The organism is Chitinophaga sp. Cy-1792, from assembly GCF_011752935.1.
Classification (GTDB): domain Bacteria; phylum Bacteroidota; class Bacteroidia; order Chitinophagales; family Chitinophagaceae; genus Chitinophaga.
In genome coordinates this window covers 438,611-462,763 of record NZ_VWWO01000001.1, presented here as the reverse complement: position 1 = coordinate 462,763, position 24,153 = coordinate 438,611, and the positions used below count along the sequence as shown (strand labels likewise).

Genomic DNA, 24,153 nt, shown 5'->3' with positions numbered 1-24,153 from the left:
TTCATGCAAAAGCAAATTAAATCAGCTCTGATCTCCGTTTTCTATAAAGATAACCTGGAGAACATCGTTAAAAAATTAGGAGAACAGGGTGTTACGATCTATTCTACCGGCGGTACTCAGCAATTTATTGAGGAGCAGGGCGTAAAATGCGTAGCAGTTGAGGATCTCACTGCTTATCCTTCCATTCTGGGAGGCCGTGTTAAAACACTGCACCCTAAAGTATTTGGTGGTATCCTGGCTCGCCGCGAGAACCCACAGGATCTGGAACAACTGAAACAGTACGAAATTCCGGAAATTGACCTGGTAATCGTAGACCTGTATCCATTCGAGGAAACAGTGAAAAGCGCTGCTGCAGAACAAGCTATCATTGAAAAAATCGACATAGGTGGTATCTCCCTCATCCGTGCTGCTGCTAAAAATTTCAAAGATGTTGTTATCGTTGGTTCTAAAGACCAATACGCAGACCTGGAAAAAGTGCTGACAGAAAACAACGGCGCTACCAGCATCGAAGACCGTAAAGGCTTTGCTGCTAAAGCATTTGAAGTATGTGCTAACTATGATGTTGCCATCTCTCAATATTTCCTGAATAACGAACCAGGTGATTACTTCCAGGTTTCCGTTAAAGAAGGTCAGGTAAACCGTTATGGCGAAAACCCTCACCAACGTGGCGTTTTCTACGGCGACCTGAATGAAATCTTCAACAAACTGCATGGTAAGGAGTTGTCTTTCAATAACCTCGTGGATGTTGACGCTGCCTGCCAGCTGATCCAGGAGTTTACTGAAACTACCTTCGCTGTTATCAAACATACCAACGTTTGCGGTATCGCTAGTCGCCCTACGCTGAAAGAAGCCTGGGACGCTGCACTGGCTGGTGATAAGGAAAGCGCTTTCGGCGGTGTACTGGTTACCAACAAACAAATCGACAAACAAACTGCTGAGTCTATCAGTGAAATCTTCTTCGAAATCCTGATCGCTCCGGGCTTCGACGCTGATGCACTGCCAGTACTGCAAAGCAAGAAAAACCGTATCCTGCTGGAACAGAAACAGCCTGTAAAAGCTAAATACGCTTACAAAAACATCTTAAACGGTGTATTGCTGCAGGATGCAGACAATGGCAACTACAAAGAATGGAACGACGTAGGCGCACGCGCTGCAACCGCCGCAGAAAGAGCTGACCTGGAATTTGCCAACATCGTTTGCAAACACCTGAAATCCAACGCTATCGCACTGGTTCGTGATAAACAACTCGTAGGTAAAGGTTGTGGCCAGACTTCCCGTATCGATGCACTGCGTCATGCCATCGAAAAATCCAAACAGTTCAACTTTGACCTCAAAGGTGCTGTGATGGCTTCCGATGCATTCTTCCCATTCAATGATTGCGTAAGCATCGCCCACGACGCCGGTATCACCGCTGTAATTCAGCCTGGTGGTTCTATGCGCGACAACGACTCCATCGAATTCTGCAAAGAACATGGTATGGTAATGGTTATGACTGGTATGAGACATTTCAGACACTAATCATCTGCCATAACTATTTAAAATATATGACAAGGGTCTCTATACCATAGAGGCCCTTTTCTATTGCTTCAGGTCGTTATCTGCCTACTTATCTCAAAAAAATATAATTTAGCATAAATAAAATTACCCGATACTCAGTTGTTTATACATCAAAATATAATGAAAGACGCTACAGACGTCGATTTGATCCAGGAGTACAAGCGCTCCGGCAAATTGGATGTGCTGGCTGCATTATATCAGCGATATATGAACTTAGTATATGGGGTATGCCTTAAATATTTCGATGAAGGAGCCAGTAAAGACGCAGTGATGCAGATATTTGAGGAGCTGATCAGCAAATTGCAGCAGCATGAAGTGCAGAATTTCAAAAGCTGGCTGCACGTATTGACCCGGAACCACTGCCTGATGAAGATCAGGGCCATGAAAAACAAGGAATCCCTGCAAGTAGAGGTAGAAGAATCTAAACTTATGGAAAACGCAGATTCCGGGCATCATGAAAATGGAACAACACTGGAAGACAATCTTCAGGCAATGGAAAAATGTATGGATACCTTACCGGAAGAACAAAAACGTAGTGTTGACCTGTTTTATCTGAAAGAAAAGAGTTACAGAGAGGTGAGCGCTATCACCGGGTATGACATGAACAAGGTGAAAAGTTATATCCAGAACGGTAAGCGGAACCTCAAAATATGTATGGAGCAGCATGACTGATAAAAAACCAAATAAGGAACAGCAGGTTAGTCCTGAGCTCATCCGCCAGTACCTGGCAGGTGAACTGGACGATAAGGCCATGCACGCCCTGGAACGCCAGGCGCTGGATGACCCGTTCCTGGCTGACGCCCTGGAAGGTTTTGAAGCAGTTGCGCCTGATCAGCAACATAATATAGATGATCTTCATGCGAGGTTGAACCAAAGGGTACAGCCTGCCAGAGGAAAAGTGAGGGCCCTGTACTATCGTTTTGCGGCTGCTGCTGCCATTTTATTGGTGATGGTGGTTGGTGGTTATTATCTCGTAAATACGACCGTTAAGCCGCCTGAAGTGGCGATGAAACACGAACCAGATACCACTGTTATACCATCCGGTGATATTAATGCTACCAAACAGCAACCTGCAACACATGAAGACAGTATGCCTGCCGGAAACGCAAAGCCGGCATTAATGCTGGCACAGCGTACGCTACCAGCAAAAAAAGAAAAGAAACCTGTCGTAATCAGTCAGGAAGAAAATGCCCCGGTTGTTAATACATGGTCAGGGAATATGAATGCCGATACAAAGATCAGCGCTACAGATTCCATGCTCGAAAAATCCCACAAAGAACTAAATGATGTGGTGGTGATGGGCTACGGTGTGAAACGGAAATCACTAGAAAGTAGTGTGCCCTCTATTCAGGCGCAGCCATTAGCAATTGATAAATCTGCCAGCCAGCAGAAAGACTCCATGCAGGTGACACCTATGCTGGCAGGAAGGGCACCTGGTATTATGGCTAATAAAAACCGTGTAGATACAATCAACGTCGTTCTTCAACCAGACAACAGGGCATTAAGTGAGGTAGTGGTAATGGGTTATAGCAAAGAGGGTGAAGAGTCAGAAACACCGGCACCAGAAGGCCCAAGACCTTATGGAGGCTATAGCGGGTTCAAAAAATATATCGCTGAAAACAACCGTGTTTCCGATACAGCATTGATCGGCGCTACTGTTCGTATTGCCTTTAAGGTAGATAAAGACGGAGATTTGAGTGATTTCCGTGTAATTAAGGGCAAAAATATAGCCGCCGGTGAGGCAGCTATAAAGATTATTAAGAACGGTCCTTCCTGGAAAGGAGCAGATGATGGTAAAACCAGGACTGTTAAGGTCAGCATTACTTTCCGGCCGATAAAAATTATTGACCGTAAATAATTACTTATTTCTTTCTTTCCACAGCTGGTTGAATGATTTCTTCGCAAAAACAGGTAGTTCCCTGTTATCTCCCCAGCTTTTAGCAAAGAACCTGCGTAACATAAAATTCTTCATTTTACCACTGGCCATATTCATCATACGACGGCTCATGCAACCCTGTTTCCAGGCAAACCAGGCCATTTTTTCGTTGCCACTGGTGAAGTTCTCTTCTACCGCCTTCTGGCGGTTATGCAGCAGTAATTCGTGCAGATTAATACGTACCGGGCATACTTCTGTACAGTTGCCACAAAGGGAAGAGGCAAAGCTCAGGTGCATATAGTCACCGATTCCTTTGAGGTGTGGCGTAATCACGGAGCCTATTGGGCCACTGTAGGTGGTTCCGTAGGTATGGCCGCCGATATTTTTATATACAGGGCAGGCGTTGAGGCAGGAGCCACAACGGATACAGTAGAGGCTTTCCCTTGCAACAGTATCTTCCAGGATGTTGGTACGTCCATTATCCATAAGGATAACGTACATCTCTTCAGGGCCGTCTATTTCGCCTTCCTGGCGGGGACCACTGAATATTGAATTGTACGCAGTGATCTGCTGACCGGTACCATAGGTAGCCAGTAAAGGCCAGAACAGCGCCAGATCAGTAATAGAAGGCAATACCTTTTCTATTCCTACCAGTACAATATGTGTTTTAGGGAAAGCGGTGCTCAGGCGTGCATTACCTTCATTTTCCGTAACACAGATAGAACCTGTATCCGCAATGATGAAGTTGGCGCCGGTAATACCTATTTCTGCCTCTAAATATTTTTGTCGGAGTTTTTCGCGGGCAACCATGGTCAGTTGCTCAGGTGTGAGGCCCGGATCGGTGCCCAGTTTTTCAGCAAAAAGACGGGCTACGTCTTCCTTGCTTTTATGCATGGCGGGAGTCACGATGTGATAAGGTGGTTCTCCATCAAGCTGCTGGATGTACTCACCCAGGTCAGTTTCCACGCATTCTATGCCGTTATTGGCCAGAAAGGAGTTCAGGTGAACCTCTTCTGTAGCCATGGACTTACTTTTTACAATGCTTTTGCATTGTTTGGCTTTACAGATGGCAAGAATTTCCTGCTGTACCTGTTCGGCGGTTTCTGCCCAGATAACCTTGGCGCCACGTCTGGTGATATTCATTTCGAATTCTTCCAGGTGTTTGTCCAGGTGTTCTATGGCTCGCCACTTAATATTTTTAGCTCTTTCACGGGCGCCCATAAGGTCCGTGAATTGGAGTTTACCAGCCTTGACAGCCGTATTATATCTTCCGATGTTGAAATTGATAGTCTGCCGGTGACCAAGATCAGACGCTTTTCTTTCGCTTTCTTCCAGAAAATTGGATGCTATTTCGTGCATAAGCAGATCCGATAAGTGTGCGTATTAAAGATAGTTTATACTGAGGAATAAAGAATCAGTTATTTCCTCATTTGTATTGCTTTGTAGCAATTTTATCCAGCACTTCATAAAATTCCGTGCCGTATTTTCTTATCAGCGCATCTTTAAGAAAGCGGTACACGGGTACACGTAAAGCTTTTCCGTTTTTGCATGCGGGTTTGCAGATATCCCAACGGTCATAGTTTACTGCCTCGAAGCTTTCATATTTAGTAAGGCGGATAGGGTACAGGTGGCAGGAGATAGGTTTTTTGTAATCGATAACCCCGTCTTTGTAGGCTTTCTCGATGCCACAGCCAACAACTCCATGTTCATCTATGGATGCATACGCACAGATGCCTTTATTAACAGTAGGAGTTACATATCCATATTCCGGATCTGTGGTGTTGGTGCCTGTTTTTTCTATTTCCTGAATACCTTCTTCGCGCAGATAGGATTTGATTTTCGGGTAAATCTTTTTGAGGATTTTAGTTTCCTCTTTATCGAGCGGGGCACCACAGTCGCCCGCAACACAGCAAGCGCCTTTACAGGCGGAGAGGTTGCAAACGAATTGTTCTTCAATAACCTCGTCACTAATATACTTATCGTCGATAATAATCATTGGGTATTTCCTGCTGTATTAAGCAGCGTCTTTATTGTTTCAGACAACAAAGTTACGGGAAATATATGTGGATTTATACTATCGCCAGCGGAGGGTTTCCACCATATGCCACATATCTTGCTGCAGGTATTTATTGACTGGGGCAAGGGAATCGGCATTAGGGGCGGCATCGAAGTAAAGGGCGCCACGGAGGAAGTGTTTCACGGAATCAGTGGCAAAGAACTGTTTGGCAGAGGCTGCATTTCCGCCAACCTGATAGAAGGTGCCGTTTACCTGGTTTTCGGTATGAATAACGTTCTCATCAATATAATCAGCCTTGTAGGTGTGCTTATAGGTCATTTTATAGGCATCATCTACCAGTTTACGGAAACTGTTGTTGCCGTCGCCGATGATTTTATAGCTGAGATAGATTTTACCGTTGAGAGAGGGGAAATCTATATTGATCCAGTAAGGGTTTTCGGGTCTGTCGCCAAAGAAGGAGGTGTCTTTGATGATGTTGGCGTATTCCGGGTACTCGAAAGTATAGGGATAGCCAGGCTGGTCAAAGACTTTATATTTCCTTTCTGGGAATTTTATTTCAAAATAGCCTCTGGGTTTGGGGGTAAACCCCTGTTCACAGGCGCTAAAAGTAAGTAGGGAAGCTGCGAGCAGCAGTATAGTAGCAAATTTGTTCTTTGGCATGGCGGAATGGTCATTTGGGTGTCTGTCAGGCGGCTTCAGAAGCGTCGGGCCTTACAGATACCTGTATTTTCTGGATGCGCATTTTATTTACTTCCAGAACGGTGAAATCATAATTACTGAAACTGATAACGCTATTTTCTTCCGGAAATTTTCCGGAGAGTTCCAGGATGAGTCCGCCAAGAGAGTCGCTTTCTCCCCTTACCTGTTCGAAGGTATCGGGGGGGATGTTCATGATACGGCAAACGTCGTTGAGCATGGTTTTGCCTTCAAAAACGTAGGTGAAGTTATCCACCTTGCTGTAATTGAATTCTTCCTCGTCAAATTCGTCTTTGATATCGCCGATGACTTCTTCCATGATATCTTCCAGGGTGACGATACCGGAGGTGCCGCCGAATTCATCTACCACCACGGCAAAGTGCATTCTTCGGTTCTGAAATTCTGTGAGGAGGTCTTCGATCAGTTTATGGCCATGAACAAAGAAAGGCTGGCGCATTACTTCGTGCCAGTCGAAGGTATTGTCTTTATCCAGGTGGGGCAGGAGGTCTTTCGTGTGGATAACACCCACGATATTGTCCAGGTTGCCTTTATATACCGGGAGTCTTGAATAATGGAGATCTGCTACTTTTTTGATAACATCGGAGAAACTGAGGTCGTATTCGACACCGTTCACATCGAGGCGGCCTCTCATGATTTGTTTCACGGTGATGTTGCCGAATTTGAGGATCCCTTTCAGGATATTTTTTTCTTCCTGAGAGGCGGTAGGGTCTACGCTCATTTCGATGGCCTGGTCGATTTCCTGGTAATTGACAACGCCGGCACGGCTATGGAAGAACCGTGCTTCGATGCTGCTGCTCATGGATACGAAGAAATCGCTTACAGGCTCGAGCGTAGCATGTATGATGCTGACGAACCAGGCAAAATAGGTAGCGAAGCGTATATTGTTTTGGGCTGCCCAAACGCGGGGTAGTATCTGTCCGAAGAACAGTAATACGAAGCAGATGGCAGATATGCGCACCACATAGGAGACTACAGGTAGTGTCTGCAGATCTTCCATTTGGGTGATCATATAATTAGATGTCAGAATAAAGGCAATCATGAGCAGGATCTCTGCGATTTGCAGGGATGCCAGCAAAGATTTTGGTTTTTCCAGCAGCTTGGTGATGAGCTTGCCGGATGAGTTTTGCCTTGTTTTAAGCACGTTCAGGTCCTTATAGTTAAGGGAAAAGAACGCGACCTCTGCTCCTGACACGATGAAGGTGAGGAGGAGGAGTACAAATATTACCAGGGAGAACACGACTACGTTTGGCGTAGCGATGACGCTGCTGGCTTGTAAGAGATAGGATACGTTGCTTGCCGGAGTGATATCCAAAGTTTACAGCTTTGATGTAACAAATCAGAATTTCGGAAAATATGCTGGAACTGTGGTAACAATATATTTTCCATGCACGCAAATATAAGTAATGTCCCTATACGGGATTACGCTCACATGAAAACTTAAACTTTTTTAATATTACTAAAAAGGCAGATCGTCTGCAGGTTCGTTCAGTGAAGGCGGGATTTCCATGTTGTTAGGGAAACTATCTCCCGTGGAAGATCCTGTGCTGCTGTGGTGTGGAATGGGGTGATCTTGGTTGTTGAGGTCCATACGTTTATCCAACATAACCAGGTTATCTCCTACAACTTCGGTTGCAAACTTCTTATTGCCTTCTTTGTCTTCCCAGCTACGGGTGCGCAAACGACCTTCTATATACACCAGACTACCTTTGTGTAAATACTTTTGCGCCAGCTCAGCAAGTCCACGCCATAATACGACAGTATGCCATTCGGTCTGAGAAATAAGTTTACCTGCTCTGTCCTTGAATGTTTCTGTGGTAGCTAACGAAAATTTGGCCACGGCAATATTTCCTTCCAAAAACTGTACATCCGGGTCCCTGCCTAAATTGCCAATCAAGATTACTTTATTAACACCTCTCATAGTTGTAGGTTTTTTTAGTCTATTGATAAAGAGTTCTTCTTTTACATAAACAACCTTCTTAAAGTTAATATTTTTTCTCAATCGGCATTCAAAAAAATATTATTCTTCGCAGTGATTGGGTGAAAACCTATAAAAGCAGTCCTGTTTTGGATTGCAGGAAGGTGGTAATCGTTTTGGGGAAAGCAAAGTTATCTAGTGTTGACCGTTCAGTGAGCAGGTAGCCGGGTATTTCTACCGGTTGTTCCATTTCTATGTTAATAAACTGGCTATGAATGGTTTGGTGCGTCAGCTGCTGCTTAAATTGTTTGGAAACCCGGGCCACTTCGAAGGGCTGTTTCCCGAAAATGGATTGAAAGTCAGTGCTGTTGAGGATTTGCGTGCTATCTTCCGCGGCAGGGGTTTCGATGAGAATAAACTCATGCAGGTTCTGCCATATATCATTATTTATTCTTTTGCGGATATATACTTTATCTTCAAAAGAGGCGATGATATAGTTAAAGAATCTTTTTTTGACCTGAAGCTTTTTAGACTTTATGGGTAGCAGGCTCACCAGGTTCTGGTGATAGGCATTACATTTTTTCTGCAAAGGACAGGAGGTGCATTCTGGCAGCTGGGGCTTGCAAACGGTGGCTCCGAAGTCCATAATGCTTTGATTATAAACGGCTGAGGCGTTTTTGGGGAGTAGTTTTTGAGCCAGTTCAGCAAATTCTTTTTTGCCGGCGGTGCTGTCTATCGGTGTTTCGATACCGAAAAAGCGGGACAAAACGCGGAAGACGTTACCGTCGAGTACGGCATAGGGGAGGTTGAACGCAAACGAGGCGATGGCGGCTGCGGTGTATGGGCCAATGCCTTTCAGGGCATTAATTTGCTCATACTTATCAGGAAACCGACCATGATAGGTTTGTGTAATTTCCCTGGCGGCGGCGAGCATATTTTTACAGCGGGCATAATAGCCCAGGCCTTGCCACAGGCGGAACACTTCTTCCTCATTTGCCGCTGCGAGATCCGATACAGTGGGGTAATTTTGGATAAAGCGCTCATAGTAGGGCCAGCCCTGTTCTACACGGGTTTGCTGCAGAATTATCTCAGAAAGCCAGATTTTATAGGGGTCCTTTTCCTGCTTCCAGGGCATGGTCCTGGTATTTGATTCCTGGTTCCATTCCAGTAATTTTTCCGTAAAAAAAATTAGGGCGGCACTCATTTATATATTAGTTTAATAAAATTATTTAGTATATTGATATGGCAAATAGTGGCATGAAAACCCTGGAGAACACACACTGAATTCCCTTTTCAGGGATGCAAATAAATGGAATTAATTGCCAATACATTTATAAGAAAAAATTATTAAATTTATTTGCTTTAAATTCAGCAATTAAAAATTTTAAATTAACTTTGAGAGTAAAGTAATCCTCTCGCTTTTATATGAGAAAAGCTGATTTAATAAACAACATTGCTGAAAAAACCGGCATCCCCAAAGTAGATGTGTTAGTAACACTTGAGGCTATGTTTAAAGAGGTGAAAGAAGCTCTGGCCAATGGAGAGCATATCTACATCAGAGGGTTTGGCAGTTTTATCACAAAGAAAAGAGCCGCTAAGATCGGCCGTAACATCAAGAAGAACGTAGCTGTGGAGATCCCAGAGCACTTTATTCCGGCATTCAAACCTTCGAAAGAATTTGTTGCTGAAGTAAAGAAGCTTAAAAGTTCTTAATTTCGCAGCCTAATTTATTTAGGCCATGCGAAAATCACAATTACTCCTTATTGGTGCTGCTGTAGCGTTATTGGTGGTATTATATGCCTTTGGCCGTACAGTGCCTAAGGTGGACAAGAAAGCTATGTCAACTGCCGCTCCTATGCAGGGCGGTCAGGAGGTGGCCCCTATTGCGTTTTCTGAACTGCTGGAGGCAGCTAAGAAACGTATTCCCGCTGAAAAACTGCTTCAAGTAAACACAATCGAAACGAACGTCGTGCGTGGGGATGTAAAAACCCAGCAGATATCCGCGTACCGTCAACTTTCCAATACCTGGGACAGTCTCAATGAGGCGCCAGTATCAGCTTATTATCTTGGCCAGGCGGCCAAGTTGGAAAATTCCGAAAAAAGCCTCACCTTTGCAGCCAATTTATTTTTAACTCATTTGCAACATGCGGAAGATCCTGCCGTTGCCAAATGGGAAGCCAATCAGGCAAATGAATTGTTTGATGCTGCTATTGCGCTCAATCCAGAGAACGATACTATCAAAATGTCTAAAGCCATGGTACTCATGAATAGTGGAGAACCGATGGCAGGCGTTGGTATTCTTCGCGAAGTAGTAGCCAAACACCCGGATAATGTGGACGCTCAGCTTACTTTAGCTAATCTGGCCATACAATCCGGACAATATGATAAAGCTATCGATAGACTGGAAGGTGTGATGAAAAGTCACCCGGACAATGCAAAAGTTATATTTGTACTGGCCGAAGCCTACAGGAATCATGGAGATAAACAGAGAGCCATTCAATTGTTCGAGCAATCAAAACAATATATGAAGGATCCTGAATTGAAGAAGGAAGTAGATAGCTATATTAAAAGTATTCAATAATATTTATTTTTTCATCATCTAAAAACGTATCAGCGTATGCCTTGCGGTAAGAAAAGAAAAAGACATAAAATTGCCACTCACAAGCGTAAAAAAAGACTGAGAAAGAACAGGCATAAAAAAGGTAAGAAATAATTACTCCAGTTTCCCGCCATTTATATTAACCAGGTATCATTAACCCGGCGCGGCGGTCGGATAAAAATTTTCATATATCCTGCATGATTTTAGCTTTAATTCTTAAATTGCTAAAGTCATGCAGGTTGTTTCCATAGATCCCGCTACGAATTCTCCGGATATTACCTGCAGTGATCGCTAAACCCTTAAGCAATCCATCATCACTGTACGTGACGAAGTTATGCTAACTTTATAGGTGAGCTATAATCTGGTATGCAGTAAGCTGTAGTCTACAGCCGTGTGCATAGCATAAAGGTGAAGTTTTAAAGGTTAAAATTTTGGACGCTTGAATAAGGAACTTATTATAAATGCGGCACCCACAGGGGTGGAAATTGCGTTACTGGAAGATAAAAAGTTAGTAGAATTACATCACGAAAGTGGAAATCCTAACTTCGCAGTAGGCGATTTGTACCTGGGGAAAGTAAAAAAGCTGATCCCCGGCTTAAATGCTGCATTTGTCGACGTAGGCTTCGAAAAAGACGCCTTCTTACACTATACGGATCTAAGCCCCTATATCCGATCCATTCTTAAATTTACGCAAACAGCCATCAGCGATAAAACCCCTGAAGGCTTCGACTTTACGAAATTTAAAAATGAACCGGAAATAGTCAAGACCGGAAAAATTACGGATGTGCTGGGTGGTAAACCCAATATACTCGTTCAGATTCTCAAAGAACCCATTTCCTCGAAAGGCCCGCGCCTCAGCTGTGAAATTTCTCTCCCAGGAAGATTTATCGTGTTAACGCCCTTTAATGATATTGTTGCGGTTTCAAAAAAAATCCACTCTTCCGAAGAAAGAAAACGCCTCCAGAAAATTGTGGAAGCTATCAAACCTCCCAATTTTGGCGTCATAGTTCGTACCGCCGCCGAAGGAAAGAAAACTGCGGAACTGCACGAAGACCTTACCACACTGGTAGAAACCTGGAAAAATATCCAGAACAATCTTAAAGGTGGACAGGCCCCTCAGAAAATACTGAGTGAACAGGCTAAAACTACCAGCATCCTCCGTGATCTCCTCAACGAGAGCTTCAACCGTATCGTCATCAATGACAAAAATATTTACGCCGATACCAAGGCTTATATCGGGAAAATCGCTCCGGAAAAACAAAATATTGTAGACTTCTACAATAACGGATCGCCTATCTTCGATAACTACGGTATTACCCGACAGGTAAAAGCTTCCTTCGGTAAAACCGTCAACCTGGACAGCGGTGTATACCTGATCATTGAGGCTACCGAAGCCCTCCATGTGGTAGATGTTAACAGTGGGTATAAAAGCTCCAGTAACAACCAGGAGCAAAATGCACTCGCCTCCAACCTGGAAGCAGCCGCAGAAATAGCACGACAACTCCGTCTCCGTGACCTCGGTGGTATCATTATCATCGACTTCATTGATATGAAACTGCCTGAAAATAAAAAGACAGTTTTTGAAGCAATGGAGAAATTCATGCAGCAAGACCGTGCTAAACATACCATACTCCCTATCTCCAAATTCGGCCTCATGCAGATTACCCGTCAAAGGGTAAAACCTGAAGTGACCATTTCCGTAGCAGAAGACTGCCCTACCTGTAAAGGAACAGGTAAAATCGGCGCTTCCATGCTCATTATGGATGATATCGAGAAAAACCTGCAATACCTGATCAATCATCAGCACAAAGGACTGACCATCCAGGTTCACCCGATTCTGTATGCCTATCTGACCAAAGGATTCCTTACTTCCAAACAATGGAAATGGTATTTCCAGTTTAAGAAATGGGTCAAGGTAAAAGCCGACTCCAACTACCATCTGACTGAATACCGCTTCTTCGACGCCAATGAAGAAGAAATCAAACTCTAAACAAAGAGCTGCACCTATAAGTTATTAAAAGGGAGATACTTACCAGTATCTCCCTTTTAACTATATATATTTCATACATTTATCTAAATTTTATCCCCGGACAACAGGTATCTCATCTCCCTGTTATCCCCATCCATAGCTTATATGAATATCCGTTTCTACACCTCAATGTCTCTGTTACTGTTGTTCGTTCTTACAGCATGTTCACAGTCGGCTTCCCAGCGGAAACGCCTCAGAGCAAGAGATTCCAGCCACTATTCCAAACAGGAGTATATTGAGAAAACACTCGATAGCAATCAGCTGAATACCTTCCTGGCCAGTCACCCCAACTACCAGCCCTACGCCCAGTTCATCAAGGACTTTTATAGCCAGCGGGATTACCATTATGCCTGGATCAACAAGGAAGGACTTACTGAACAGGCCGGTAACTTCATCAATATGATGAAAAATGATGCGGCTTATGGTATCCAGGATAGTTCCGTCTGGACCCCGGAGCTGAAAATGCTTACAGATACGCTGGAACTGACCGATTCCACCCTGACAGTCAATGCTGCCGATATTCCAAGGATAGAAATGATGCTGACTTCCCAGTTCTTCAGCTATGGCAATAAGGTATGGGGCGGCCTCACCAACGACAATGCCAAAGACCTGGAATGGTTTATCCCCCGTAAAAAACTGGATATGACCAGTCTGCTCGATTCCATCACCCAGAAAGGAGCAGGTAGTATCGAAGAAGATGCGCCGGTTAATCCGCAATATAAAATGTTGAGAGAGAAGCTGAAACAGCTGGCGTTGCTGAATGAAAGTGTCAAGTGGGATACGCTGCACGCGCCAGGGAAAAGCCCGAAAAAAGGGGATTCCTCCGCACTGATTGCCGCCGTTAAATTGAGGCTGGAAGGTTACGGCGATTTACCCGGACATGACAGTAGCGGCCGCTTTGACGAAGCCATGGACACTGCTTTACGCAGTTACCAGGTACGTATGGGGTTAAAAGATGACGGACTGATTACCCCCGCTGTTATTAAAACCCTGAATGTGCCTATTTCGCAGCGTATGCGCCAGATATTACTGAATATGGAACGCCTGCGCTGGGCTGCTGTGGTACCGCCTAAAAACTATATCCTTGTCAATATCCCCGAATTTAAACTGCATGTATACCAGGATGGTGCACTGGCATGGAGCTGTAATGTGGTAGTAGGCACGCCCGGAACACATACGGTGATATTCAGCAATGAATTAAAATATATCGTGTTTAGTCCTTACTGGAACGTACCGCCGAGCATTCTTAATAAAGAAGTATTGCCAGGTATTAAGCGAGGCGGGAAAAGTTATCTTGCCCGTCAGAATATGGAGATGATAAACAATGGTGGTCATATCAGTGTACGTCAGCGACCTGGTGGTAAGAACGCCCTGGGTAAGGTGAAATTCCTTTTCCCGAATGAGTATAACATCTACCTGCATGATACACCGGCAAAATATTTATTCGGAAGAGATAAACGCTCTTTTAGTCATGGCTGTATCCGTATTGAAGAGCCCAAAAAACTGGCGATGTGGTTGCTGAGAAATGATTCCAGCTGGACAGAGCAGAAAATTGATGATGCCATGAATGCCGGTAAGGAAAGGTATGTAACGTTGAAAGACCGGGTGCCTGTATTTATCGGGTATTTCACCGCCTTCGTTGACAGTGATGGCCGGTTGAATTTCAGGGATGATGTATATGGCCACGATGAGAAGCTGGCCCGTACTTTATTTGGTAAATAACAGCATCGCATAAACGAAAAAAGTCATCTCTACCAGGCAGAGATGACTTTTTTCGTTTATGCGAAACAGTTAATAGACTTATTTTACTGCAATTACAGAGATTTCAACATTAACACCTCTTGGTAAAGCAGCAACCTGAACAGTTTCACGGGCTGGATAGTTGCCGGTGAAATAGCTGCCATATACTTCGTTTACCTGCGCAAATGTGTTCATGTCTGTAAGGAAAATTGTTGTCTTAACAACATCTGCGAAAGACATACCTGCTTCCGTGAGGATAGCCTGTAAGTTTTTCATCACCATGTCGGCTGCATCCTTTATACCAGATGTCACGAGTTCGCCGGTAGCAGGATCAAAAGGGATCTGTCCGGAAACGTAGAGGGTATTGCCAGCTTTTACAGCCTGGTTATATGGCCCGATAGGAGCAGGGGCATTATTGGTATTAAAAATTTGCTTTTCCATAGCAACGAAAGTAATTAATAATTGAGAACCGTTATAATTAATGATTCTTAATTATGTTTGCTGAAATTTAGCGCATGAATATCCTGGTTATAGCAGATGCACAGCGGTATGAAGAGCTGCAGCAGAAAGGATTTGGTAAACATAAAGTACAGTGGAAAACCCACCTGGAAGATGTTTTGTCACTGAAAGCATTTGATCTTGTAATTGATACACTTTTCGACGACAGAATTTCCAATGCGGTAATTTATGCCCGTAATCCGGAAGTGCCTGTGCTGGCTTGTATGGTAAAGGTATCCCTGTCAGAAGTGATGCACCATGCAGCGTTTGAGCAGGGTTTCAACCTGATGGGATGCAATTTGCTGCCAGGCTTTATTAACATGCAGGTGATGGAAGTAACGGTGAAGGATAATGATCAATACCAGACGCTGGACAATATCATGTATCAGCTTGGCTGGGAATATGCGGTGGTGGCTGATTCTGTGGGGCTGGTAACAGCGAGGATCGTTTGTATGATCATCAATGAAGCTTATCTGACAGCAGAGGAAGGTACTGCCAGCAGAGCCGACATAGATATTTCGATGAAGCTCGGAACAAATTATCCTTACGGACCGTTTGAATGGTGCGAGCGCATTGGCGTGAAAAATGTATATGAAGTATTGAAAGCCGTGCAGGAAAGCAGCAATGACGGCCGTTTTGAAGTAGCTGCATTATTAGAAACAGAATACGAAGCAATATAGTAACATGGCACTAATCATAAATATTGATACTGCAACAGTGAGAGGATCTGTAACCCTTGCCCGTGATGGTAAGATTATCCAGACGATGGCAAGTGAAGAGCAGCGGGATCATGCAGCCACTATACCGCTTTTCATACAGCAGATTTTAAATGAGCATGGTATTCATCCTGATGCACTGGATGCCATTGCGGTAAGTGCGGGACCGGGTTCTTATACAGGCCTTAGGGTAGGAGTGGCCACCGCAAAGGGTTTGTGCTATGCCTGGAACAAACCTTTGATAGCGGTATCTACTTTGAAGATGATGGCGCAGGGAATGTTACTGCAGCAGGGTGACAGTAATATATTGTATGCACCGATGCTGGATGCAAGAAGGGCTGAAGTATTTACGGCTGTCTACAATGCAAGCCTGGAGGAGGTTTTAGCGCCTCAGGCCATGATCCTGGAAGGGGATTCTTTTAAAGATTTATTACAACAACACAAGATAATTTTCTTCGGTGATGGTAGTCCGAAATGGCGGGAGATGCTGGTTTCTACCGACAATGCGATTTTTGCAGGTTACGAGATAAATGCGGGGGATATGGCCCCGTTATCTGAGCTTGCGTTCGCTAAAAAGGACTTTGCCGACCTCGCATATTTTAGCCCTTTTTACTTAAAACCCTTCTTTTTCCCCAAAAAGGGATAATACAAAATTCGTATACTGTCATAATTCAGTCAAATTACATCTTTTTTGCACGTATCTACGGGATATATATGAAAAAATAAGGTATAGAAATTTTTTTTATTGTGACAGATATTATATTTTTGTATAAATCGATAACCACAATTGTTCTCTAACTTTTTGTGAGTACTGTCCGTTGATCCCTTTCATTTCATCATTTTTTAAAACTATTATGCGATGGAAAAAACATTATTAACTACCTCTTCTAATACTCTTATTATTTCTAGAGGTAACAATGAAAAAGACCAGATCAAATTGGATTACATTGCCGTTAAAAAGGCTGCTATGGTATTGCGTGCTATCAACCATAAGCTGCGCCAGCAGATGATCAAGCTGTTGGAAGATCACAAGAAAATGACTGTGACTGAGATTTACGTGAAACTGCGTCTGGAACAATCGGTAGCATCACAGCATCTCGCGATATTAAGGCGAGCGGGCATAGTAATTACTGAAAGAGATGGCAAGTTCATTCACTATACCATCAACAAGCAGCGTATTGCTGAGGTGGCGAAGTTTGTGGAAGAACTCGTAGGTTAATAATCGCAAAGTAAAGTATGGCTGACAGCAGCTATACAAGGAAGTTTTATATAAAAAAGTAGCCAAACGGCTACTTTTTTATTTTGGTATAGATATTATCCATAAGTACAGCCGCCATTTAATTAGTAAATTTGTGAAAATCAAAAACCATGTTCGTAAAGCAATTATACACCAATTGCCTCTCAGAGGCTGCCTACTTTATTGAGTCTAAAGGTGTGGCTGTTGTTATCGACCCATTGCGCGACATAGAGGTATATCTCGACCTGGCCAAAGAACGCAACGCAACCATTAAGTACATCTTTGAAACGCATTTCCATGCTGACTTTGTTTCCGGTCACCTGGAGCTGGCAAAAGCCACCGGCGCTAAAATCGTTTTTGGCCCCGATGCGGTTACTAACTTCGAAGCATATATTGCAAAAAACAACGAAACATTTGCAATAGGAGATCTCACACTGAAAGTATTACACACACCTGGTCATACACTGGAATCTTCCTGTTATCTGCTGTTGGATGAACAACAACAACCATATGCAGTATTTACAGGTGATACGCTGTTTGTTGGTGATGTAGGACGCCCTGATCTCTTCAGTGGTAATTTGTCCAAAGAGGACCTGGCAGGTATGCTGTTCGATTCTCTCAACAATGTAATCAAGGCATTACCTGATAACGTGATTGTATATCCTGCTCACGGTCCGGGTTCTGCATGTGGCAAAAATCTGGGTCCGAATACCTACAGTTCTATCGGTGATGAGAAAGCAACTAACTATGCATTGTTAGCAACCGATAAGCAGAAATTTATTGAAGAAGTGACTTCCGGATTAAGTACTCCTCCTTCTTACTTCCCGATTAACGCGAAGATCAACAAGGAAGGCTACGATGCATTACAGGCGGTGATGGATAAAGCCATGCAGCCATTAACGCCGGCAGCTTTCAAAGCGAAGGCGGCAGCAGGTGCCTTAATCCTCGATACACGTAATGCTTCCGAATTCGGTAATGGCTTCGTGCCTGGCGCTATCAGCATTGGCCTGGAAGGCCGCTTCGCTGAATGGGCCGGCAGTCTCCTGCCATTCGATCAGGATATCATCCTGGTAGCTGATGCAGGCAGAGAAGAAGAGACTATCGTCAGAATGGCGCGTGTGGGCTTTGAAAACGTTGTTGGTTATCTTGATGGGGGTTGGGCTGCCTGGGAAGCTTCGGGGCTCCAGAAAGACCTTATAATCACCGTAGAACCGGATGAACTGGCAATGGATCTTCCTCATGACGAAAATCTGGTGATCGTAGACGTGCGCAAACCGGCTGAATTTGCCAGTGGCCACATCAAAAACGCTATTAACCTTTCTCTCGGCGATATGACCGATCCAGGTAAACTGGGCGACTTCGAAGATAACCACAACCTGTACGTACACTGTCAGGGCGGTTACCGTAGCATCATCGCCTGCTCTATCCTGAAAAGAGAAGGTATCCACAACCTGCGTAACGTAGATGGTGGCTTCGCTAAAATGAAAGATGAAAAAGGTCTGGATGTAGTACAGGAAAAAGCTGTATTAAACTAAACCTCCTGCCATACTGATTTAAAGCCTTCTCTCATGAGAAGGCTTTTTTTAATATGTCTGTTTTTGTTGATGTGTTTCATTGATTTACAATAAGTTAAAACAGAAATAATTGTCTGTTCCCCCGTTATTCCTTAACTTCTTGCACTAAACTTCTTAGTCATGAAGAGAAAATCCTTACTTGTTGCCCTGACACTCTTTATGGGGCTATTTTTGTTCGCATGCAAACCTTCAGACAGTAAAATTCAGCAATCAGTGAATGAGAAGCTTAGTGCCATCCCCGGCATTACAGCAGATGTGAAAAACGGTGTAGTAACCCTAAATGGCGAAGTCGCTGATGAAACAGCACGTACTTCTGCTGAAGATGCCCTGAAAGATATTAAAGGGATTAAGTCTGTAGACAACAAAATCATGGTGAAAGCACCAGAACCAGAAGCTGCTCCGGCTCCGGTAGTCATCAATCCTGATGATGTACTGCGTAAATCATTAGACTCCACTTATGCTGCTGCGGGATTTACCAACGTAACCGTTTCGGTAGACAGCGGCGTGGTTACACTTAGCGGTGAAGCTACCAAGGCAGATCTCAAAAAAATCGTTCAGAAAGCACAGGAATCAAAACCAAAGAAAGTAGTAAACAACATCAAAGTGAAATAACCCTCTAAAATTATTTTGTCATGAGCTTACAGGATAAGTACAAAGACCTGATCAGTCAGGCTCAATCGGCCAACGTGGCCAATCTTCAGGTAAGAGAACAGGATAATGTATTGTATATAGATGGCAGCACTACTTCACAGGTGAAAGACCAGCTATGGGATACCTACGAAAAGCTGGACCCTGAAATGCGCGCTGCTGATGTAGTGATGAACATCACTGCCACCGATGCGTTACAGGAAGAACGTGACTACGTGGTGAAAGCAGGTGATAATCTCAGTAAAATCGCAAAAAACTATCCGGGTATTTCCTGGAAAGATATCTATGAGGCAAATAAGGATCAGATCAAAGACCCGAACCTTATCCATCCCGGACAGAAACTTAAAATACCAGGCTGATAAAAAAAGCGTCTCTACTCAGTAGAGACGCTTTTTTTTATGAAATTTCTTTAGGCTGATCTTTTACCCAGTCTTCATACCGGTGTTTCCACCTGCGATGGCTCCATACCCATACTTCCGGCTGCTCGTGGATATTCTTCTCCAGGTACCTCACAAAAGTTTCGGTAATCTTTCCTACTGGTTCTTTTCCTGGTTCTTCAAACATCAGCTTTAATTCTGCGTGATAATAACCGCGCTTAGGTTTTCTGATATCAACAAAAACAACAGGGATATCATGACGTCTGGCACTCATTTCCGGGCCTTTATAAAACGGCGTCATCTTATTCAGGAATGGGTACCAGAAGCAGCTGCGCGGGTTTCCTGGGTTCTGGTCTGCCACGAGCGCGATCAGGTATTGTTTATCTAACCATGGTTTGATGCTGTTGCCCATATCATTTGCCGGCAGCAATATAGAACCTGCCTTTTCACGAAAATGGCGGAAAAGCCTGTCTGCGGCCTTATTGGTCAGCGGCATATACACTACGAGGAAAGGAAACGCGACGCCCTGCATGCAGTACAGATTAGCCCATTCCCAGTTGAAGTTATGGCCGAGGTGCATCTGGCAGCTTTTGCCACGGTCATAGAGGTCTTGTAGTACAGATAAATCGCAGATAAAGCGTTTTTTTAACGATGCCTTACTCATCGTCAGTAGTTTGATGGTTTCCACCATCATATCGGTAAGGTTGCGGTAATATTTGCGGGCTATGCTGCTGATCTCCGCTGCAGTCTTGTCAGGAAAGGCCTGACGAAGATTTTCAAACACCACTTTCTTGCGATAACCAACTACGTAATATACTACCAGGTAAAGAAAATCACTCAGCAGATATAATACACGTAATGGCAGCAATGAAATACCATAACAAAAGACTAGCAATATATAATACATCCTTGCACAAATTGAATTGATGGCACAAAGGTACGAAACCTTGAGATTGCCTTACAAAACGATGTTCTGGATTAACTCGCACTTGAACGGATAATCTGTGTTGAAGTGCAGTCCACGGCTCTCGCGGCGGAATGATGCTCCTTTAACAATCAGATAGGCTGCCGTGATCATATTTCTGAGTTCACAAAGCTGTGGAGAAACTTCCGTCTGTTCGTACAGGTTTTCGGTTTCTTCATGAAGCATGTCCAGTCTGCGCATGGCACGTTTCAAACGTACGTCTGTTCTCACTATACCTACATAATCACTCATGATCTGTTTCAGCTCTTTCAGACTCTGTGTGATCAGGATCATTTCTTTTGGCGCCTGTGTACCTCTGGCATCCCAGTCAGGCACATTATCTTTAAAATTGATGGTATCTATCTTGCTGGTGGCGTCCATGAAGCAACGGTGTGCGAATACCATAGCTTCGAGCAGGGAGTTGGAGGCCAGGCGGTTGGCGCCATGAAGGCCGGTGCTGGCGCATTCGCCGCAGGCATATAAGTTACGGATGGAGGTTAAGCCCCATTCATTCGTTTTAATACCTCCACAGCTGTAATGAGCGGCAGGGGCTACTGGTATCATCTGCGTCTGTACGTCTATGCCAGCTTCTTTACAGGTCTCGTAAATATTAGGAAAATGATGAATGAATTTCTCCAGGTCCATATGCCTGCAGTCCAGATACACATACTCTGTACCGGTGATCTTCATCTCACTGTCTATTGCTCTGGCTACGATATCACGTGGGGCCAGCGACAGGCGCGGATCATACTTATGCATGAAATCTTCCCCATGGATATTACGGAGGATACCGCCATCGCCTCTTACGGCTTCCGTGATCAGGAAGCTGGGACTAACACCGGGCTGGTATAAAGCAGTTGGATGGAACTGGATAAACTCCATGTTTTCAATCCTTCCCTTGGCCCTGTATACCATGGCAATACCGTCGCCGGTAGCGATGGTAGGGTTGGTGGTACTACGGTAAACCTGTCCGTTTCCGCCCGTGGCCAGTAAAGTGATTTTGGAAAGAATTTTTTCTATTTCGTTGGTTTTACGATTGAGCACGTAAACACCATAGCATTCAATATCGGGAGTAGACTTGGTAACGAGATATCCCAGGTGGTGCTGGGTGATGAGATCTACAACAAAACAGTGGGTTACCAGTTCTATGTTCGGGCGCTGGTGGATGGCTTCGAGCAATGCTCTTTCTATTTCCTTGCCGGTAACGTCTTTGTGGTGTATTACCCTGAAAACGGAGTGCCCGCCTTCACGGCCAAGGGAGAAGTCGCCGTTCGAATTTTTGTCAAAATTGGCGCCCCATTCGATGATTTCGTTTACCCGCTCCGGGCCTTCCGTGACTACGATTTCCACCACCTTGGGGTTACATAACCCATCTCCGGCAATCAATGTATCATCGATATGTTTTTCGAAACTATCGTTTTCCAGATCGTTTACTACTGCCACACCACCCTGCGCATACTTCGTATTGGTTTCATCCTCTCTGCTCTTGGTAATGACCATAATCTTTTTGTCAGGACACTGCTGTGATACTTTCAGCGCATATGTCAGTCCTGCTATACCTGATCCGATAACAAGAAAATCTGTTTGTTGCATAAGACAACAAAAGTACGAATAACTACGAAAGCTAATAGTGCTAAATAAAGGAACGTTTTAGCGCCGGTGTGCTGCAAAAAACTTTACGGCACCATATACCAGACCAAGCTGGGCCAGGCCATAGGTAAGCATTACCCATACGCCGTTTGCCGGTAGGGGATGATAAAACTTGCCTACCGCGATGAGGCTGTCCGAAATCATGAAAAGCACAGCGCCAGTGATGCAATACCATCCTTCAGGCTGCCATTTGAAATGAAAGGCATGCAAGACGCTTTGTACCGTTATGGAAATAGTCAGGGCATAGATGATTACCGGTATACGTAGTGCACCAAGGTATGGGAACAGGAAGAGGATAAACCAGATAAGAAAAGCCGCATGTAAAAATATGAAAGGATACTTGCAATAGGGTGCCGGCAGATTGCTATACCTGATCTTCAGGAAAAAAGTGATGTACATGACATGGGCGAGCAGAAAACTTCCCAGTCCCAGCATAAAATACAATGGATTTACATGGTCAAACATCAGTAAAACATCTCCCCCGAAAGAAAATAATAACGCCAGCAGTAAAAAAGCCCTGAAGCTGCCCCTGATATTGTGTCCTTCGCTCACTGCATAGATGGCTAAGATAATGGTTAACAGTGGTTTGCTAACGTACCTGTAGGTTTCCAGGTGTAACCCGGTAAATACTACATCTGCTACTAATACTATCAGAAAAAGGATCAGCCATCTGGATTTGAGCATAAGTATTGTTTTGGTCAGATATTTAAAGAGATAGAAAACGTAGTGCCGTTACCGTTATTACCCGGACTACTCACCTTTAGTTGTCCGCCATGCAGCTGAACGATTTGTTGCGACAGGCTGAGGCCAATACCGGATCCCTTTTTCTTGGTAGTAAAGAACGGTATGAAAATCTTTTCCATGGCGCCTTCGTCGATGCCTGGACCATTATCTGTGACTTCAATAAGTACCTGGCCGCTGGCAGGCTGAAATACCTTCATTTCAATGGCAGGATTGGCAGTGTGTTCCAGCGCATCCATGGCATTTTTTATCAGGTTGATCAGCACCATTTGCAGCTGCGATACATCTGCATGTAATTCTGCCTGGTCTGCATCTACCATTAACGAAAACTGAATGCCTGCCTGTTTCATATCCGGCTGGAATAAACTGCTGATACCGGTTACCAGCGTCCGCACATTGATATTCGTAAACTGTGGCTGAGGTAAAGTGGTATAGTCACGGTAAGCGTTCACGAAGTTCATAATGCCTTTGCTCCTGCTTTCCACTGTTTCCAGCGCTTCGCGCAGATCAGCAATACCTTCCGGGTTATCGGAGCCGGGAGCAATGTCCTGATCAACGATCTCACGCATGGTGCCTATCAGTGAAACAATCGGTGTCACTGAATTCATGATCTCATGACGTAGTATCTTGGTCAGGTTCTGCCACGCTTCCAACTCTTTTTTCTGCAACTCAGCATGAATATTCTGCAACGAGATCAATTTAATCAACCTGCCCTGCAGCCTGACAGCAGTAGCGTGTATAGACAGCTGCTGCTGTTGTTTGGTGGCATATAATGCTTTGTTGTTAGATGGAAGTTCCAGCAGCAGCTCAAACAACCCGGGATGAACATTTTTCAGTTCATTGAGGTTGCGCAGCCGGTAAAGTCCCAACAACCTGAAAGCTGCGGGGTTGATCAGTTCAATTTTCCCTTCTGCATCAAAAGAAAGAACGCCGATGCTGATGTGTTGAACAATGGTGTCGATATATTTTAGATTGGCTTCCTTCTCGGCCCTGGTCTGACGGAATGCTTCCAGTACTTCATTGAATTGCTGGTTAAGCATTTTGAAACTTTTACCGAGTTTATTATCTGCACTGAATCTGATTGAAAAATCTTCATACCTGATAGACTCCAGGAACAGCGTGAGTTTACGGTTGATCCTGTTCAGGTAATAGTAGATGCCGTATAACTGTATCAATACCAGTGGCAGAAACAGGTATGCCAGGGACGTGTTGATATCCAGGTATACCCATACGCCTGCTGTAATGGTGATAGTAAGGAGTACTATCCTTAAAAGGATATTGATACTAAATCCGTTCAT

The 24,153-nt window shown here is 44.2% G+C and carries 24 protein-coding genes; 13 read left to right on the top strand and 11 right to left on the bottom strand.

Annotated elements, in window-relative coordinates; translation table 11 throughout:
* Nucleotides 1-3: 3 nt before the first annotated feature.
* The 3 genes from purH to F3J22_RS01910 all read left to right on the top strand — a co-directional run bounded on the left by purH (nucleotide 4) and on the right by F3J22_RS01910 (nucleotide 3,415).
* Nucleotides 4-1,518, top strand: a complete 1,515-nt coding sequence (gene purH / locus F3J22_RS01920; protein ID WP_167013731.1) for a bifunctional phosphoribosylaminoimidazolecarboxamide formyltransferase/IMP cyclohydrolase — start codon at nucleotides 4-6, stop codon at nucleotides 1,516-1,518.
* A gap of 159 nt (nucleotides 1,519-1,677) precedes the next feature.
* Nucleotides 1,678-2,229, top strand: a complete 552-nt coding sequence (locus F3J22_RS01915) for an RNA polymerase sigma factor (protein WP_167013729.1) — start codon at nucleotides 1,678-1,680, stop codon at nucleotides 2,227-2,229.
* Entirely contained in the window at nucleotides 2,222-3,415 is a 1,194-nt protein-coding gene (locus tag F3J22_RS01910; protein ID WP_167013727.1) for an energy transducer TonB, read from the top strand. The genes F3J22_RS01915 and F3J22_RS01910 overlap by 8 nt, the downstream gene beginning before the upstream one ends.
* Here F3J22_RS01910 and F3J22_RS01905 read toward each other — a convergent pair whose 3' ends face one another.
* The 6 genes from F3J22_RS01905 to mutY all read right to left on the bottom strand — a co-directional run bounded on the left by F3J22_RS01905 (nucleotide 3,416) and on the right by mutY (nucleotide 9,286).
* Nucleotides 3,416-4,792, bottom strand: coding sequence for a LutB/LldF family L-lactate oxidation iron-sulfur protein (locus F3J22_RS01905; protein WP_167013725.1), 1,377 nt, complete (start codon nucleotides 4,790-4,792; stop codon nucleotides 3,416-3,418). It lies immediately after the preceding gene.
* Nucleotides 4,793-4,859: 67 nt separating this feature from the next.
* Complete coding sequence (locus F3J22_RS01900) at nucleotides 4,860-5,429, bottom strand: DUF3109 family protein (protein WP_167013723.1); 570 nt, start codon at nucleotides 5,427-5,429, stop codon at nucleotides 4,860-4,862.
* Nucleotides 5,430-5,507: 78 nt separating this feature from the next.
* Entirely contained in the window at nucleotides 5,508-6,110 is a 603-nt protein-coding gene (gene gldD, locus F3J22_RS01895; protein WP_167013721.1) for a gliding motility lipoprotein GldD, read from the bottom strand.
* Between the two features lie 25 nt (nucleotides 6,111-6,135).
* Nucleotides 6,136-7,479 (bottom strand): gliding motility-associated protein GldE, encoded by a 1,344-nt coding sequence (gene gldE / locus F3J22_RS01890; protein WP_205195131.1) that lies wholly within the window; start codon nucleotides 7,477-7,479, stop codon nucleotides 6,136-6,138.
* Nucleotides 7,480-7,623: 144 nt separating this feature from the next.
* Nucleotides 7,624-8,085 carry a single-stranded DNA-binding protein gene (locus F3J22_RS01885; RefSeq protein ID WP_167013719.1) on the bottom strand — a complete coding sequence of 154 codons (462 nt, stop codon included), beginning with the start codon at nucleotides 8,083-8,085 and terminating at the stop codon, nucleotides 7,624-7,626.
* 127 nt (nucleotides 8,086-8,212) lie between these two features.
* Nucleotides 8,213-9,286, bottom strand: coding sequence for an A/G-specific adenine glycosylase (mutY, locus tag F3J22_RS01880; RefSeq protein ID WP_167013717.1), 1,074 nt, complete (start codon nucleotides 9,284-9,286; stop codon nucleotides 8,213-8,215).
* 221 nt (nucleotides 9,287-9,507) lie between these two features.
* Between mutY and F3J22_RS01875 the strand changes: the two genes are divergently transcribed.
* From F3J22_RS01875 to F3J22_RS01860, 4 genes are all read left to right on the top strand, one after another.
* A complete protein-coding gene (locus F3J22_RS01875; protein WP_073084475.1) occupies nucleotides 9,508-9,795 on the top strand; it encodes an HU family DNA-binding protein in 288 nt (95 codons plus the stop codon).
* A 25-nt stretch (nucleotides 9,796-9,820) separates the two neighbouring features.
* Nucleotides 9,821-10,663 carry a tetratricopeptide repeat protein gene (locus F3J22_RS01870; RefSeq protein ID WP_167013715.1) on the top strand — a complete coding sequence of 281 codons (843 nt, stop codon included), beginning with the start codon at nucleotides 9,821-9,823 and terminating at the stop codon, nucleotides 10,661-10,663.
* 457 nt (nucleotides 10,664-11,120) lie between these two features.
* Complete coding sequence (locus F3J22_RS01865; RefSeq protein WP_167013712.1) at nucleotides 11,121-12,671, top strand: Rne/Rng family ribonuclease; 1,551 nt, start codon at nucleotides 11,121-11,123, stop codon at nucleotides 12,669-12,671.
* Nucleotides 12,672-12,839: 168 nt separating this feature from the next.
* Nucleotides 12,840-14,432 (top strand): murein L,D-transpeptidase, encoded by a 1,593-nt coding sequence (locus F3J22_RS01860; RefSeq protein WP_167013710.1) that lies wholly within the window; start codon nucleotides 12,840-12,842, stop codon nucleotides 14,430-14,432.
* Nucleotides 14,433-14,510: 78 nt separating this feature from the next.
* Here F3J22_RS01860 and F3J22_RS01855 read toward each other — a convergent pair whose 3' ends face one another.
* On the bottom strand, nucleotides 14,511-14,891 hold the full coding sequence (locus F3J22_RS01855; protein ID WP_167013708.1) for a RidA family protein: 381 nt from the start codon (nucleotides 14,889-14,891) through the stop codon (nucleotides 14,511-14,513).
* A 74-nt stretch (nucleotides 14,892-14,965) separates the two neighbouring features.
* Between F3J22_RS01855 and F3J22_RS01850 the strand changes: the two genes are divergently transcribed.
* From F3J22_RS01850 to F3J22_RS01825, 6 genes are all read left to right on the top strand, one after another.
* Nucleotides 14,966-15,628 carry a 3-hydroxyacyl-CoA dehydrogenase family protein gene (locus F3J22_RS01850; RefSeq protein WP_205195130.1) on the top strand — a complete coding sequence of 221 codons (663 nt, stop codon included), beginning with the start codon at nucleotides 14,966-14,968 and terminating at the stop codon, nucleotides 15,626-15,628.
* Nucleotides 15,629-15,632: 4 nt separating this feature from the next.
* The gene (gene tsaB, locus F3J22_RS01845) at nucleotides 15,633-16,310 is read left to right on the top strand and encodes a tRNA (adenosine(37)-N6)-threonylcarbamoyltransferase complex dimerization subunit type 1 TsaB (RefSeq protein WP_167013706.1); all 678 of its coding nucleotides are present in this window, start codon (nucleotides 15,633-15,635) and stop codon (nucleotides 16,308-16,310) included.
* Nucleotides 16,311-16,523: 213 nt separating this feature from the next.
* The gene (locus F3J22_RS01840) at nucleotides 16,524-16,883 is read left to right on the top strand and encodes a helix-turn-helix transcriptional regulator (RefSeq protein WP_073084462.1); all 360 of its coding nucleotides are present in this window, start codon (nucleotides 16,524-16,526) and stop codon (nucleotides 16,881-16,883) included.
* 149 nt (nucleotides 16,884-17,032) lie between these two features.
* Nucleotides 17,033-18,436 carry a rhodanese-like domain-containing protein gene (locus tag F3J22_RS01835; protein ID WP_167013704.1) on the top strand — a complete coding sequence of 468 codons (1,404 nt, stop codon included), beginning with the start codon at nucleotides 17,033-17,035 and terminating at the stop codon, nucleotides 18,434-18,436.
* Between the two features lie 159 nt (nucleotides 18,437-18,595).
* Nucleotides 18,596-19,087: a BON domain-containing protein gene (locus F3J22_RS01830; protein ID WP_167013702.1), complete on the top strand. Its 492-nt coding sequence runs from the start codon at nucleotides 18,596-18,598 to the stop codon at nucleotides 19,085-19,087.
* 20 nt (nucleotides 19,088-19,107) lie between these two features.
* Nucleotides 19,108-19,482: a LysM peptidoglycan-binding domain-containing protein gene (locus F3J22_RS01825; RefSeq protein ID WP_167013700.1), complete on the top strand. Its 375-nt coding sequence runs from the start codon at nucleotides 19,108-19,110 to the stop codon at nucleotides 19,480-19,482.
* A gap of 37 nt (nucleotides 19,483-19,519) precedes the next feature.
* On the opposite strand, the gene F3J22_RS01820 is transcribed toward F3J22_RS01825, so the two are convergent.
* The 4 genes from F3J22_RS01820 to F3J22_RS01805 are packed head-to-tail and all read right to left on the bottom strand — an operon-like array spanning nucleotide 19,520 to nucleotide 24,153.
* Entirely contained in the window at nucleotides 19,520-20,407 is an 888-nt protein-coding gene (locus tag F3J22_RS01820; RefSeq protein WP_167013697.1) for a lysophospholipid acyltransferase family protein, read from the bottom strand.
* Nucleotides 20,408-20,458: 51 nt separating this feature from the next.
* Nucleotides 20,459-22,057 (bottom strand): L-aspartate oxidase, encoded by a 1,599-nt coding sequence (gene nadB / locus F3J22_RS01815; RefSeq protein ID WP_167013695.1) that lies wholly within the window; start codon nucleotides 22,055-22,057, stop codon nucleotides 20,459-20,461.
* 57 nt (nucleotides 22,058-22,114) lie between these two features.
* A complete protein-coding gene (locus F3J22_RS01810) occupies nucleotides 22,115-22,798 on the bottom strand; it encodes a lysoplasmalogenase (RefSeq protein WP_167013693.1) in 684 nt (227 codons plus the stop codon).
* A 14-nt stretch (nucleotides 22,799-22,812) separates the two neighbouring features.
* Entirely contained in the window at nucleotides 22,813-24,153 is a 1,341-nt protein-coding gene (locus tag F3J22_RS01805) for a PAS domain-containing sensor histidine kinase (protein WP_167013691.1), read from the bottom strand.

Excerpts from the sequence above, each read along its gene's own strand:
- purH (WP_167013731.1), top strand. The coding sequence starts at position 4 with ATGCAAAAGCAAATTAAATCAGCTCTGATCTCCGTTTTCTATAAAGAT.
- F3J22_RS01915 (WP_167013729.1), top strand. The coding sequence starts at position 1,678 with ATGAAAGACGCTACAGACGTCGATTTGATCCAGGAGTACAAGCGCTCC.
- F3J22_RS01910 (WP_167013727.1), top strand. The coding sequence starts at position 2,222 with ATGACTGATAAAAAACCAAATAAGGAACAGCAGGTTAGTCCTGAGCTC.
- F3J22_RS01905 (WP_167013725.1), bottom strand. The coding sequence starts at position 4,792 with ATGCACGAAATAGCATCCAATTTTCTGGAAGAAAGCGAAAGAAAAGCG.
- F3J22_RS01900 (WP_167013723.1), bottom strand. The coding sequence starts at position 5,429 with ATGATTATTATCGACGATAAGTATATTAGTGACGAGGTTATTGAAGAA.
- gldD (WP_167013721.1), bottom strand. The coding sequence starts at position 6,110 with ATGCCAAAGAACAAATTTGCTACTATACTGCTGCTCGCAGCTTCCCTA.
- F3J22_RS01885 (WP_167013719.1), bottom strand. The coding sequence starts at position 8,085 with ATGAGAGGTGTTAATAAAGTAATCTTGATTGGCAATTTAGGCAGGGAC.
- mutY (WP_167013717.1), bottom strand. The coding sequence starts at position 9,286 with ATGAGTGCCGCCCTAATTTTTTTTACGGAAAAATTACTGGAATGGAAC.
- F3J22_RS01875 (WP_073084475.1), top strand. The coding sequence starts at position 9,508 with ATGAGAAAAGCTGATTTAATAAACAACATTGCTGAAAAAACCGGCATC.
- F3J22_RS01870 (WP_167013715.1), top strand. The coding sequence starts at position 9,821 with ATGCGAAAATCACAATTACTCCTTATTGGTGCTGCTGTAGCGTTATTG.
- F3J22_RS01860 (WP_167013710.1), top strand. The coding sequence starts at position 12,840 with ATGTCTCTGTTACTGTTGTTCGTTCTTACAGCATGTTCACAGTCGGCT.
- F3J22_RS01855 (WP_167013708.1), bottom strand. The coding sequence starts at position 14,891 with ATGGAAAAGCAAATTTTTAATACCAATAATGCCCCTGCTCCTATCGGG.
- F3J22_RS01850 (WP_205195130.1), top strand. The coding sequence starts at position 14,966 with ATGAATATCCTGGTTATAGCAGATGCACAGCGGTATGAAGAGCTGCAG.
- tsaB (WP_167013706.1), top strand. The coding sequence starts at position 15,633 with ATGGCACTAATCATAAATATTGATACTGCAACAGTGAGAGGATCTGTA.
- F3J22_RS01840 (WP_073084462.1), top strand. The coding sequence starts at position 16,524 with ATGGAAAAAACATTATTAACTACCTCTTCTAATACTCTTATTATTTCT.
- F3J22_RS01835 (WP_167013704.1), top strand. The coding sequence starts at position 17,033 with ATGTTCGTAAAGCAATTATACACCAATTGCCTCTCAGAGGCTGCCTAC.
- F3J22_RS01830 (WP_167013702.1), top strand. The coding sequence starts at position 18,596 with ATGAAGAGAAAATCCTTACTTGTTGCCCTGACACTCTTTATGGGGCTA.
- F3J22_RS01825 (WP_167013700.1), top strand. The coding sequence starts at position 19,108 with ATGAGCTTACAGGATAAGTACAAAGACCTGATCAGTCAGGCTCAATCG.
- F3J22_RS01820 (WP_167013697.1), bottom strand. The coding sequence starts at position 20,407 with ATGTATTATATATTGCTAGTCTTTTGTTATGGTATTTCATTGCTGCCA.
- nadB (WP_167013695.1), bottom strand. The coding sequence starts at position 22,057 with ATGCAACAAACAGATTTTCTTGTTATCGGATCAGGTATAGCAGGACTG.
- F3J22_RS01810 (WP_167013693.1), bottom strand. The coding sequence starts at position 22,798 with ATGCTCAAATCCAGATGGCTGATCCTTTTTCTGATAGTATTAGTAGCA.
- F3J22_RS01805 (WP_167013691.1), bottom strand. The coding sequence starts at position 24,153 with ATGAACGGATTTAGTATCAATATCCTTTTAAGGATAGTACTCCTTACT.